Raw genomic sequence first — 12,348 nt, 5'->3', positions numbered from 1 at the left:
CGCCGTCACGCACCAGCGGCGCACTGGTCCGCGTGACGACATCACGGCTGTCGACGAGGTCGAGCACCCCGTCGACGCCCTCAGGATGTGCGGCGCGCACGGCTTGGGCGGCGTCGCCGGTGCGGTAGTCGATCGCCTCTGCCGCGCCGAGGGTACGGGCGTAGTCGTGGTCTTCGCCCGGGGCGGCCGCGATGACGTGCACACCGTGGGCGGCGGCCGGCTGAAGGACGCAGGGACCCACTCCCCCGGTTGCGCCGACCACCAGGAACGTCTCGCCCTCGGACAACTCCAGCCAGCGCGTCAGGGCCAGGGCTGTGCCGCCGGTCATCGGCAGCGCCGCCGCCGACGCAGCATCCAGGCCTTCCGGCCGTACGGCCAAGGCGGCGGTGTCCCGGGAAGCGGTCATGTACTCGGCGTACGACCCGTGCGGCTGCCCGGCCACGGTCGCCGGGCGCCGCATCCCGAACACCTCCTGTCCCACCTCGAGCGCCGCCCCCTTCCCGGCGGCTCTCACCCGGCCCGCGACATCGAAGCCGAGCGTCAGGGGAAGGGGTACTCCACGCCGGACGGGAGAACGCGCCGGCGGCCAGTTTCCAGTCGATGAGGTTCACCGCGGCGGCACGGACCTCTGTCTGCACCCTCTCCCGGACCGGGCTCGGGAACGGACAGCTCCTTCACCGGGGGCTGGACGAAGGAGTCGATCGCAAAGGCATACATGACGATCCTTCCTGCCGTTCACGACGGCTGGCGGTGGGGGGCAGGCGTGGCTCGCAGCGAGCACACTCCGACAGGTTACATAGATGACTATGCTTCCTGTGGTGAGGATAGGTGCCTATGGAATGATGTCAAGGCACCCCGATCAGCACGCGAGGACACGAGGCGGCCATGGCGGCACGCGCACAGCACGAAGCGACTCCCACCGGCGACCCAAGGGCCCGCTCCGAGGCGGAGTCGATGGTCTGCTACACGGTGAACCACGCCGCCCGTCTGCTGGGCCAGGCCATCACCGCGCGTCTGGCCGTGCTCGGCGCCTCACCGGGTCAGCTCCCCACACTGCTCGCCCTCTACGAGAAGGACGGACGCACCCAGAGCGAGCTCGCCCGTCACACCGGCGTCGAGCAGCCCACCATGGCCGTCAACCTCAAGCGCATGGAACGCGACGGCCTGATCACCCGCAGCCCCGACCCGGCCGACGCCCGCCGCGCCCTTGTCCACCTCACCGACAAGGCCAAAGCCGTACGCTCGGGCATCCAGGCTTTGCGCTCCGGAATCGACGCCGAGGCCCTCGCCGGCTTCACCCCCGAAGAGCAGGCCCAACTCGGGCACCTCCTCGACCGCTTGGTGACCAACCTCAACACCCTCACCGGCCAGCCCGGAGCACAACACGCACCCTGAACCCGGCGCGGCACCACACGCCTCGCTGTTCTCCCCCGCGCACGCCATATCGCCCACATCAGCGGAGGCGCGCCTGATCCCCATGGGCAGGACGGACGGTCCGGGGGCCCAGCGTCCTCCCGCCGCCTCGCCGTCGCAGGGGCGGGGCTCCCGCCGCCGCAGGAACGGATGGCACACGGGCAGGCCGGCGACAGTGGGCGGGTGCATGATCGCCGGGTGGCACAAGCCTGCGGAGGCTTCCCGGATCCGCAGAGGGCTGTTCCGCAGGTGGGGGGATGTCAGCCCAGGCGTCTACTGTGCCGATCATGGAGACGATCTACCGAACATGGGCGGAGACGGTCACAGCGTTCGAGCGACGCGGCCTTCCCCAGGAGACCTACAGCAGCCTCGACGAGGACGAGTACATCCTGCACCCGGGCCACGCGGTGCTGGCCGGCTCCCTCTGGCTGGACGACCACCAGTACCGGCGCCGCAATCCCTGGATCAAGGCCGGCGGCCGACCCGAGTACGACGGAATCGACGGCGCGGTCACCGGATACGTCATCGACGGCGACCTCCATGTCGAGGGCAACATCCTCAACCTGGACTACGGCAGCCCGTCGCTGATCGTGCTCGGTGACCTGAAAGTGGCCAACCTCGTCCTCGCCGGCACCTCACGCCTCCTGGTGCAGGGCGACATCGAGGCCGAGACCTTCGTCGGCACCTCCACCGACCAGCACGTCGGAGTCCTCGGTGACCTGCGCGCCGCGCTGGCGATCATGTGGGACGAGTTCCTGCCCGAGGTCGGCGGCCGCCTGCGCGGGCGGGTTCTGGTGCCCGACCATCTCGACCTCGACGGCCATGGCCTGGTCGTCGAGGATCCGGCGCCGCACGCCGGCCTGTCCGACCTTGTGGTGCCGGAGGTCCTCATCGCCGATGGTGACGGCGCCGGCGATGACCTCTACCTCGTCGAGACGGGGCTGCGTTACGAGCACATGATCGACCGAATGGTGCGGGGGCTGCCCGTCGTACGAGGTGGGCGCACGGTCGCACCGCTGGAAGAGCTGCCGCCCAGGCAGTGAGAGGTCGTGCGGACGCGCCGCGGCATGGCCCGGCCGGTGAGACGCGAGCCGGGAGGGTGATCAACGCTCTCGCCCGTACCCGAAGGGCCGCGAAGCCGCTCCCGCCCACCGAATCGGTGCGGTGGTCGCCGAAGAGAGCCCCGTCGGGACCGACCGCAGTGGGGTGCGCCGCGTACCGGCGGTGCACCGACGGTTCAGGGCTCCTGCGCCGTGCCACCACCGGAGCAGCAGAGAGATCCCAAGTCCAAGAGGGTGATGCCCGGCAAGGAAGCTTGGTGCTCGGCCGCACCAGGCCCGGCTCGGTCGGCTTCGCTTCACGCGCACGCCGGGCGGACGGGAACGGGCCTGATTCGGCGTGGGCCCGATGAACGAGACGGAAGGCGAGGAAGGTGTCCTGGCCGGCCGCGGCTGTCCCTGGTGGGACCATCCCCGCAGGCATGGGAGCATGCCAAGTGTGCACGGAGCGTGAAGACTTGCCGTTCTCGGACACGCGTGGCAGTGCGCACCATGTCCCTTTCGGCGTCCGGTGGCCTCGGCCTGAACGGGCCAGGAGTGGCAGGAGCTCCTGGAGCGGCAGGCGGCATCCGGCGCGGGGCGGTGGCCCTCCGGTGGTCCGAGGCGATCAGCCTGCCTGCCACCACCCTGCGCCGGGCTCCTGATGCCCCGCGGCCTGCCGGGCCTGCTCGGCGCGCGGTGTCCAGCAGGCGCTGCCAGGAGCTCACGGTCGGCCGGCGCCGCAGCAGTGCGTCGCTCCCGCTCGGTCAGGCCGCCCCACACGCCGTGCTCGAGCAGTCTGGGCTCCTCGACGCAGCCACGTCACCGGACGTGGCCCAGCAAGGTGCGCAGGACGGCTTCGGAGTATGTCCAGAGCAAGGAACCGGCGGCATCGGGGAAAAGGTGCCGGGTCGCCGTCGGGATCATCCGGGCGAGCGATTCACCCAGATCCGGGGAGTGGACCGGGCTGGTGTCCTGCTGTCCGTACCAGAGGTCGACCGGGACGGCGATGTCAGCGGGGTCGAATGGCCAGCGGTCCATCGCCAGGACGGTGTCGCGGGCATAGCCCGCCGGGCCCTGGCTGAACGCCTCGTCCATCGCGCGCCGGAACGAGGGCTCGAAGACCGGGTCGGTGTAGACGGCCAGATCAGCCTCGGGGCTCGTCGTGACGATCAGATCCCACAGTGCGTCGGCGCTGCCGAAGTCGGCGAAGGAAGCCTCCGCGGCGTCGGCGCCGGCCGCGACGGCGTCCACCATGCCCCGCACCTGAGGGGTCAGCGAGTGGGCGAAGCGAGGATGGGCGAGTTCGTCGCTGCCGGACACCACGGCCACCGCGTTCACCACGCGGCCGGCCGCCAGGGCGAGGGCGAATGGTGCCCCCTGCGAGAACCCCACCGCCGACGGCGTGCGCAGGGCCCGCTCCTGGACGAAGTGGCGGATGTCGGTGGCCCAACTGCTCAGTGTCCGGCCGGGGGCCGGGTCCGAGGCACCGAGGCCGGGCCGGTCGACGCTGATGAGCCGGATCCCGGCCGAGTCGACGATGCCGCCACCGAAACCGAGCCACCTGCTGGTGGCCGCCCCCGGACACACCAACACCGGTATGCCGTCGGCCGGTCCCCATTCCGCCCAGCCCAGGAAGCGACCGTTCAGGAGCTGGGTCCGTCCGAGCCGTACTGGTTCCCTCACGCCGTAGTCCATGATCCGTATTGTCCCCTGCGCGTGCACCCTCGATGCCGCCCCCACCAGCCGCGGCGATGTGCGGCGGTCAGGACCGCGGGGATGCAACGGCGGCACCCCGCACCGACAGGAGCACCGCCCGGCAGAAGGTCGGCAACGACGGGCGGGCCGCTCCCCCACCCCCACGGGAGCCACCGATCTTCTGTGGTTGTTTGAAGGCTTCGTTGGCCACGGCCACCGCCGGCCGCTTGCTGAACTCCGCCGAGCCCTGCCACGCCGACCGGCCCCGATGGCTGCTGGACCGCCGGCCCACCGCTGCCTCGCGGGTCCGGCGGCCACTGTGCCGCCTCGGCGGGCGACGAGCCGTGGGTGGCGCCGGCCGCCGCACCTTCCGCTCCGGAGTCCGCTCCGGAGTCGTCCGCCTCCGCTGCCGCGTGTCGCGCTGGGCCGGCACCGATGACGGTGTCAGTGGTGCACCCCCGGCCAGCGCAGTCAGCGGAATCGCGTGGATGCTGATGGCCGGAGTCTGCGCCATCGCTTCGGTTGCCCGAGCGGGTAGCCCGTGGGTGCGGTGGCGCCGGCGGAGTCGATGGGCGGCGGATCCGGCCGATGGTGTGACGGCGCCCGGTCACAGGAAGAGGACACGGGCCAGGAAGAACCCCGCCACGATCACCGCGCCGAGGACGATGAGCCACACCCAGATGCCCGGGTGCTCCCACATGCCGCCGTCCGCGCGTTCCTCGTGGGCCTCGGCCGTGGAGCCCTCGACCGGCGGAGTCTCCCCGGGAGGCACGAGAGGGTCTGTCATGTCTCCAGAGTCGTGCACGACCGCCGTACGCGCATCCGCTGACTTCCGCGGTCCGTGCGGCGGGCCGGTGCGCCGGAGCCGATCCGCCGGGAACGGGACACGGGAGGGATGCGGGGCACGGTACGGGAGCGGGACAGGCTACGGCGGTACCGTCGCACGAGGCCGGTCGCGGCGAGCAGGACGACCACGCCGAGGAGCAGGCGGCAGGGTACGGCACCGGCCCGGCGGCCGGGGGCACGTGCACCGGCGAGGCCGTTCGCCGACGGAGCTCGGGCACCGGCCCGGTGCGGTGGTGACGCCGGCTCCACGGACCCTGCCGGCTCCCGGGAGAGCCGCTCCCACACCCGCTCCGGAGACACGACCAGCAGGTCCGACGCGTCGACGCCGCGTGCCGCGGTCACCACACGCCTCATCCACGCGAACTCCGCGCGACAGCGGTCGCACACGGCGATGTGCCGCAGAGCGGCGGCATCCTCGTCCCCGTCGGCGGCAGCATGGCCCAGGGCCAGCTCCAACAAGTGCGCGGGTTCGACGTGCGCCACGGTGTTCCCCTCCCGCAGGGTCCGCCCCACAGCCGAGCGGGGCTCCGCCGCGGCGACGGTCGTGGACGGATGTCCGGCCCGCTCCGGTCGAGCGGGGGTGAGCAGGTCCGGTGGTGCGTCCGGTGCGCCGTCCGGTGGGGTACACGGGCCGGGGCGGTGCTCCGGCGTGCCCGCCCCGGTTCCCGGGACGCAAGAGGCGAGCCGGGTGGGCGGCCGAACCGCGCTGCGGTGCGGCGCCGTTTCCTCCACGTGCGCGGCCGGTCCAAGGGCTGGGGCACCAGGTTGAGCAGTGCTGCCGGCATGGCGGCCGTCACCGAGCCCGGGTGCACCCGGCACCCGGCACCCGGCGGCACGGTGACCAGCGCCGCCGGGCGCCATCCGGCCGATGGGGCTTCGGACGGGCTCAGAACCGCGGGTCCGCGACCCGGCGGGTCACCAGGACACCGGTCACCGTCACGGCGCCGACGGCGGCGATCCAGGCAAGCCACTGACCGGAGGAGTTCGGGGCCGCGGCGGCACCGCTGCCACCTGCCGCGAGCGCCTGTGGCGCCGACTCCTTTGCACTGAGCGTCTGGGCGGTCAGAGCCAGGTTCTTGTCCTCGGCGCTGCCCCACGCGTAGACGATGTTGCTGGTGCCCTCCTTGAGGTTCAGGTCGGCCGGACCGATGGCCACGGTGTCCGTACCGGCGAGCACCACGTCGGCGGAGACGGCACCGGCGTCGACCACGGTGGTGTCCTCCTCGGGGTTCGTCAGGTTCGTGAAGACCGGCTGTCCGCCCGCACGGACGTCGACGGCCGGCGCCGCGGCCACGTGGCGCACGGTCAGCCGTGACGTGCCGGCGTCGAGCTTCGCGACGTCGTTCACGAAAGCTGTGAGCCGCGGCTTCCCGTCGGCAGACAGGTGGGCGGCGATGGTGGCGTTCGCTCCGGCCGGTACCTTGATCTCTTTCTCCACGGCCGGTGTTCCGTCAGGTCCCTGGCCCGCCGGGAAGATCTGGATGTCGTAGGTGCCGGCGTCGAGCGACTGCGGCTCCGTCACGGTGCCGGGCTTGAAGTCGCCGAGCAGTTCGTTGCCGTTGGCATAGACGTCGACCGTCAGCCCGGGAACGCCGTGGAAGACGGACACCATGGCTTTGTCGGCGGCGCCGGTGGACGCGGCCGCGGCGGCGGGCGCGGCGACACCCAGCGCGAGGGCGCAGGCGCCGGCAGCGGCGGCGATGGTTCGGGGGCTCCGGGAGTTCATGGGGATCATCCCTTCGGTGTGCCCTCCCCGGTGGGGGGAGTCGCTGGGGTTTCGGGACCCGGGGGCGCCACGGATGCGGCTGGTTCCCCGTTTTCCGTCACGCGTCCGTGGTGCCGGCCCGGCCCTGTTCGATCGCCCGGCGCAGCCGGTGCAGACCGCGGTGGGCGTGGCTCTTGACGGTGCCCAGGGGCATTCCGGTGCGCTCCGCGATCTGCGTCTGGGTGAGGTCCCCGTAGAAGGCCAGGCACAGGACGTCACGCTGGCTCCGGGGCAGCCGCGCCAGCTCGTCCACCAGCAGAACGCGGTCGAGGACCTCGTCCGGCCCGCTGCCGGGAAGCCGCGTGCGCGCACTGCGGGTGGCCGAGTCGACGAGTGCAAGGCGCCTCGTCCGTGCCTCCAGCGCGTCGACTATCTTGCGCCGGGTGATGCCCACGAGCCATGCGCCGAGCGGTCCCCGCTCCGGGTGGAACCCGGCCCGCCCCCGCCAGGCGCCGATGAAGACCTGCTGCGTCACGTCCTCCGCCTCGTCGGCGTCACCGAGGGACCGGGCTGCCATGGTGTGGACGACCCGGCCCCAGCGCCGGTATATCGCCGCGAAGACGTACTCGTCGGCGGTCCGCAGGCCACGGCCCAGCTCGTCCTCGTACAGCGTCCCGGCCGGCGGCGGCCCGGCAGAGGTCCGGGTACGGCTCTCCTGGCTCATTCGCGCGTGTGTGGTGCTCATGCCTGCTCCCTCCTGCCCTGCGCCAGGTTCGGCCGACGCCCTGCATCCAGTCTTGGACGGGTGAAACGGCGCGGACAACATGCGTCGTTCGTGCGTCGTACCGTGGAGACATGCAGGCGGACGGGTACGCCGAGGAACCGCGCGGAGGCGGACTGACCACCGGCGAGCTGGCCAGGCGCCTCGGGGTCGCGCCCACCACGGTCCGTACGTGGGATCGCCGGTACGGCCTGGGTCCCGACGCCCGCACCGGCGGACGGCACCGTCGCTGGATGCCCGGGGACGTGGTGCGGCTGGAGCGCATGTGCGCGCTGACCGCGACCGGGATGCCGCCCGCCGAGGCCGCGCGCATGGTGCGGACACAGGAGCCGTCCGGCCCCCTCCCGGCACCGCCGGACACCGCCCCGCCGCCGCCACTGCGCGCGCGCAGCAGGGCGGGGACCAGGCTGCGGCTGGGGGACGTCCGTCAGGAGAGCAAAGGCATCGCGCGGGCCGCACTGCGATTGGACGCCGCCGCTCTGGAAGGGCTGCTGGCGGCCGTGATGGAGGAGCACGGTCTGGTCGCCGCCTGGACGGAGGTCATCATGCCCACGCTGCAGGCGGTGGGCCGCAAGTGGGAGGGCTCGGGCGAACGGTACGTCGAGGTCGAGCACTTCCTGTCCTGGCACGTCTCCGGTGCGTTGCGGCGGTGGGCCCCGCCGGTGGTCGCCGACCGGCCTGGCGCGACCACGGTGCTCGCCTGCGTCCCTGGGGAGAACCACACGCTGCCCCTGGAGGCGCTGTCCGCCGCCCTTGCCGAACGAAACGTCCCGGTGCGCATGTTCGGCGGAGCGCTGCCCGTGGACTCCCTGGTGGCGGCGGTACGCAGGACCGGGCCGGCGGCGGTGGGGCTGTGGTCGCAGTCCCGTAGCACTGCGAGCCGTCCGCTGGCGGAGCACGTGGCCGCGATGGAGTGGGGCGTGCGCGGCGCCCGCAGGAAGGCGGCCGTCCTGACACTCGGGCCCGGGTGGGCGGGGCACGGCGTGCCCGGTCTGCCGCACCCGACGGGGCTGCGGGAGGCGGTCGCGGCCGTGGAGTCGCTCGTCGCGCGCTGACGCACCTTCTCCGGCGGCGGTGCCGGAGGGGCGAGGATTGCCGCCGGCTCCGGCCGCCGCACCCCGAGGCGGCTACGCGGAACGGCATGTCCGCCGGGAACCACGAGCCGTCGGCCGAGGCCCGCCACCGGCCCGCGGCCCCGTCGTGGCGGTCGGTCGGCCGGCATGCGGTCGGAACGAGACAGCATGCGTGGTGGAGCGGAGGCATCCTCACCACACCGGGAACTTCGCCATGACAGGGACCGCCGACTGCTGACCGTGCTCTTGATCAGCACACCGGCGGACACTGCCACCGACGGCCGGGACGGGCGGCCGGCGCAACGGCAGCCGACAGGTCCCGCAGGTGTGACACGGGAACCTGAGCCCACGGCGGGCCGGACGGCGACGGACCGCCTACTGCGGCTTCGTCGCGATCTGGATCAGGTTGCCGCAGGTGTCGTCGAAGACCGCGGTGGTGACGGGGCCCATCTCCAAGGGCTCCTGGATGAAGCGGACGCCGAGGCCGCGCAGGCGCTCGTACTCCGCCTTCACGTCGTCGACGGCGAACTGGGCAAGCGGAATGCCGTCCTCGACGAGGGTGTCACGGTAGGTCTTGACGGCCGGGTGGCCGGCCGGCTCCAGGAGGAGTTCGGTGCCGCCGGGCTCGTCCGGCGAGACGACGGTCAGCCACCGGTCCTTCTCACCCACCGGGACGTCGTGCTTCTTCACGAAGCCGAGGATTTCGGTGTAGAAGCGCAGGGCCTTGGCCTGGTCGTCGACGAAGACGCTGGTCAGATGAATCTTCATGGGGTGCTCTCTTCCGGTCCGGAGGTGTCGGCCACGGGCCATCGCTCGGTGATGTGGCGCAGCGGGGCTGTGTTCAAGTCGTGGAACTTGTAGCGGCCCTCCCGCCTGGTTTCGACCAGCCGGGCGGCCTCCAGTACGGCCAGGTGCTGGGATACGGCCTGGCGCGAGATGCCGAGCTGGTGCTTCATGCTCAGCCGCGAGCAGATCTCGAACAGTGTCTGTCCGGACTTCTCGGTGAGCTCGTCGAGAATGATGCGGCGGGTCGGGTCGGCCAGAGCTTTGAAAAGGTCGTCGGCCACCACCCCACAATAGGCAAGCTTCCACTTGCCTATCAAGTCGAGGCACGCCGAGCCCGTCCGAGCGGCCGAGAGGACGCCGGCGCAGGGCGGCGGCGCGGCGGCGACACGGCGGCGACACGGTCGGGACGGCAGCCACGACGGCGCAGCGCGAGGACCAGGCATCGCCGCAGTCCAGGACGGGACGGCAACAGCTCCGCGCGGTGTGACGCGAAGCCGGTCCGGCGGCACTCCCGTCAAGGGGCACCGCACTCGACGTCACCAGAGCGTGTCCGCCTCTCCGGCCTACGACTCGGTACAGCTGTTACGGAACCTGCCTCGGCCGATCAGGACCGCTCCAGGGACGCGAGCCGTCAGGTGCGGCCCGGTCCGGAGCGGCCTGCTGCCGTGAGGGAGGCGCGGCAGCGGCGACGGCGGGCTACCGCCGGATGGTGCGACCGCGGCGCACCGCGGCGGAGGCGCACCAACGCGGCACGGCAGGACTTCACCAGGGACGCGAGCACGCCGGCCGCTGGGCGCACCTGTGGACGGGCGGCGGCCGGGTCGTGTCCCGTTCGGCGGTCACCTGCACGGACCAGCGTCCCGCGCGGCTCGCCCACGCGGGCCCGGAGGATGTAGGCGACTCCTCTCCTGAGGCATAGCCCTCCCGAGGACCATCGCCCGGCTGCCGGTCGGACCGTTGCTCCGCGACCGGTGGAGCCCAAGCCTCCGAACTCCCGAAGAGAGAAGACCACGGCCAAGCAGGGACCTATCTTCGGCTTCCGCACGGAGGACCTCACCCTCGACAGTGACGGGGCGCGCCGCCTCTGCCCGAGCAGTGCCGTGACCGCGGATGTTCGCCGGGATGGTCAGGATTCCATGGGGAGTTGACGGCGTGGGTATGGTGGAGGGGAAGCGCATCAACGCCCGCCCCCGGGCTGTAAGCCGGGCGGGCCGAACGGGGGAAGAAAGGTGCGTGCCCGATGACGATCGGGCTCCTCTCCACGATTGCCGCTGTGTTCTACGGGGGCACTGTCTCGGTTCTCGCTCTTACTGCGACCTTTGCTCGGCGTCGAGCCCTGCGGCATGAAGCGCGCAGCACTCTTGCCGTACTGATACCAGGGAGGGCAGTGGAGTCACAGCAAGCAGAGCACGCGGCTGGAGGTCCAAACAGCTGACAAGTGCCGTGGCTGCATGGCGCCGGGTCGGTCAGGCTGTGGCTGTGAGGGGCGTCCGCCCCAGCGGACGCCCTTCTCGCTGCGGACGCAGGCGCGTTCTCGGCGTTGCGCGGCGAATAGGTCGGGGGCGGCGGGCGTTGGCGTTGCGCCACCGCAGGCAGGCGTGCACCGCCCGGGTCCGCACCGTGTGGTTCGGGTGGTTGAGGTTGTCCAGGTTGAACTGCCGCAGCGGGCCGAAGTGGGCCTTGATCGGGTGGGCCCCGGAGGCGCAATAGGCTGTGGCAACACGTGTGCCAGCCCAGAGCCTTACGGTCGGCGGCAGGCAGAGTGCTTGAGCAGCCAGTTTTCGGCTGCCTCCAGGGTTCGGTCCTGGTGTGCGCCTGTGAAGGACAGGCTGGTGTCGACTTCCTCATCCGGTGCGATCAGCGCTCTTGGCTTCCGTGAGGACGAGCAGACCGCCATCGGACAGGCGGTGGGCCTGGTTCCCCGTGGGAATCCCATTCGTCTGTTTGCCGAAGAAGCGCGTGTCGGGCCGTCCTCGGAAGGCGACGACGACTGCCTCGCCTGCACTTGCCGTACTCATGCCGGTCAGGACGGCAACCGGAGCATCGGGGTTGGCCACGGCCGGCTGTCCCCGTAGTCAGGGGAGCTCTCATGGCGAGGGCTGCCGTTGATGATCGCCCACACCGACTTTTTGCCGTCCGCGTCCAGGAACCTCCCGACTTTGCCGTCGCCGAGGATCGGGCCTGCCAAGGCAAGCATCGGCCACATGGATCCGCCGGTGTTGTCGCGCAGGTCCACCACCCAGCCACAGGGCCGGCTGCGATCAGTCTTCGCCACAGCCTCGCGACCTTGGCGCACGTACCGAACATCTGCCTCTTCTGCTCCTTGCACGCCCGGCAGAGAGAGGTATCCGATGCGGTTTTCCATGGAGCGGCCTTCCAGGCCATCGATGGGACCGGCAGGGGAGGCTTTGAGCTGCTCTGCCGCCTGTTTCGGCGTCAGGAAGAAACTGTGGTTGCCTCCGAGGGATCGAAGCTCGGAGCGAATCGCGTCGTAGGTGTCAGCCGGGTTTTGTGCACCTGCGTCCTGCGCCTGCGCCTGCGCCTGCGCCTGCAAGAAGGCTACGCGGCGCAGTTCCGCCCAATCGACCCGATGGCGCACCAGGGAGCGTTTCTCCATGACGGTCAGCGCTTTCGACAAGCAGGACCTCGAAGGCGTTGAAGTACGCGAGCATCGCGTCGGCCGGCTGCGCCACGGTCCGGCCGCTGACAGAGGCGCGGCGCCGGAGCGCCTCGAAGCGCCGGAGCGCCTCGAAGGAGAGCCGGCCTGGCGACCACACGCACGTCGCCGTCGAGGACCAGGCCGGACGGGCGCTTCTTCACGTACGCGCCGCGCATGACAGCCCCCTCCGCGACAGGGGCGCCGACGGTCCTGACACGGGACACGGTGCGCGTCGGCGGCACGCCGCTGATTCGGAAGGTACCCACCAGTAGGCTTTCAAGTTGGCCTGTATACAGTGGCTTTGACTGACTGCCAGCGCGTTTCGAGGCTGGCGGGGGAACGTGCGTGCG

12 protein-coding genes and 3 pseudogenes are annotated in these 12,348 nt (G+C 71.5%); 3 read left to right on the top strand and 12 right to left on the bottom strand.

The genetic code is table 11. The features are described from left to right. A partial coding sequence (locus tag IH00_RS39175; RefSeq protein WP_420710964.1) for a zinc-binding dehydrogenase occupies positions 1-514 on the bottom strand: 514 nt, incomplete at its 3' end. Positions 515-885: 371 nt separating this feature from the next. Between IH00_RS39175 and IH00_RS0133230 the strand changes: the two genes are divergently transcribed. Together IH00_RS0133230 and IH00_RS0133225 are read left to right on the top strand one after the other, a co-directional pair. Beyond that, positions 886-1,395, top strand: coding sequence for a MarR family winged helix-turn-helix transcriptional regulator (locus IH00_RS0133230; RefSeq protein ID WP_063835469.1), 510 nt, complete (start codon positions 886-888; stop codon positions 1,393-1,395). A gap of 305 nt (positions 1,396-1,700) precedes the next feature. Further along, entirely contained in the window at positions 1,701-2,456 is a 756-nt protein-coding gene (locus tag IH00_RS0133225) for a polymer-forming cytoskeletal protein (protein WP_158828072.1), read from the top strand. Between the two features lie 60 nt (positions 2,457-2,516). On the opposite strand, the pseudogene IH00_RS44555 reads toward IH00_RS0133225, so the two are convergent. The 6 genes and pseudogenes from IH00_RS44555 to IH00_RS0133200 all read right to left on the bottom strand — a co-directional run bounded on the left by IH00_RS44555 (position 2,517) and on the right by IH00_RS0133200 (position 7,423). Beyond that, a pseudogene (locus IH00_RS44555) lies at positions 2,517-2,895 on the bottom strand (hypothetical protein). Between the two features lie 223 nt (positions 2,896-3,118). Then, positions 3,119-3,245 (bottom strand): annotated as a pseudogene (locus IH00_RS41040) (WhiB family transcriptional regulator); the annotation flags it as partial. Positions 3,246-3,272: 27 nt separating this feature from the next. Then, positions 3,273-4,148 carry an alpha/beta fold hydrolase gene (locus IH00_RS0133220; protein WP_031079790.1) on the bottom strand — a complete coding sequence of 292 codons (876 nt, stop codon included), beginning with the start codon at positions 4,146-4,148 and terminating at the stop codon, positions 3,273-3,275. 607 nt (positions 4,149-4,755) lie between these two features. Further along, positions 4,756-4,935 (bottom strand): DUF6480 family protein, encoded by a 180-nt coding sequence (locus IH00_RS0133215; protein WP_031079789.1) that lies wholly within the window; start codon positions 4,933-4,935, stop codon positions 4,756-4,758. 945 nt (positions 4,936-5,880) lie between these two features. Continuing rightward, complete coding sequence (locus IH00_RS0133205; RefSeq protein WP_031079787.1) at positions 5,881-6,720, bottom strand: DUF4397 domain-containing protein; 840 nt, start codon at positions 6,718-6,720, stop codon at positions 5,881-5,883. 97 nt (positions 6,721-6,817) lie between these two features. After that, complete coding sequence (locus tag IH00_RS0133200; RefSeq protein ID WP_031079786.1) at positions 6,818-7,423, bottom strand: sigma-70 family RNA polymerase sigma factor; 606 nt, start codon at positions 7,421-7,423, stop codon at positions 6,818-6,820. Positions 7,424-7,554: 131 nt separating this feature from the next. Here IH00_RS0133200 and IH00_RS0133195 point away from each other — a divergent pair, with 131 nt between their 5' ends. Continuing rightward, positions 7,555-8,535, top strand: a complete 981-nt coding sequence (locus tag IH00_RS0133195) for a MerR family transcriptional regulator (protein WP_031079785.1) — start codon at positions 7,555-7,557, stop codon at positions 8,533-8,535. A gap of 393 nt (positions 8,536-8,928) precedes the next feature. Here IH00_RS0133195 and IH00_RS0133190 read toward each other — a convergent pair whose 3' ends face one another. From IH00_RS0133190 to IH00_RS45130, 5 genes and pseudogenes are all read right to left on the bottom strand, one after another. Beyond that, entirely contained in the window at positions 8,929-9,321 is a 393-nt protein-coding gene (locus tag IH00_RS0133190) for a VOC family protein (RefSeq protein WP_031079784.1), read from the bottom strand. Beyond that, entirely contained in the window at positions 9,318-9,620 is a 303-nt protein-coding gene (locus IH00_RS0133185) for an ArsR/SmtB family transcription factor (RefSeq protein ID WP_031079783.1), read from the bottom strand. Before IH00_RS0133185 ends, IH00_RS0133190 begins: the two co-directional genes overlap by 4 nt. Before the next feature lie 1,205 nt (positions 9,621-10,825). Beyond that, a pseudogene (locus tag IH00_RS44550) lies at positions 10,826-11,048 on the bottom strand (IS630 family transposase); the annotation flags it as partial. Between the two features lie 135 nt (positions 11,049-11,183). Then, positions 11,184-11,357 carry a S41 family peptidase gene (locus IH00_RS45135; protein ID WP_267882625.1) on the bottom strand — a complete coding sequence of 58 codons (174 nt, stop codon included), beginning with the start codon at positions 11,355-11,357 and terminating at the stop codon, positions 11,184-11,186. A gap of 5 nt (positions 11,358-11,362) precedes the next feature. After that, the gene (locus IH00_RS45130; protein ID WP_267882624.1) at positions 11,363-11,956 is read right to left on the bottom strand and encodes a S41 family peptidase; all 594 of its coding nucleotides are present in this window, start codon (positions 11,954-11,956) and stop codon (positions 11,363-11,365) included. Positions 11,957-12,348: the final 392 nt, after the last annotated feature.

It is taken from the genome of Streptomyces sp. NRRL S-118, from assembly GCF_000716335.1.
Classification (GTDB): domain Bacteria; phylum Actinomycetota; class Actinomycetes; order Streptomycetales; family Streptomycetaceae; genus Streptomyces.
This window is presented reverse-complemented; position numbering and strand designations above follow the sequence as displayed.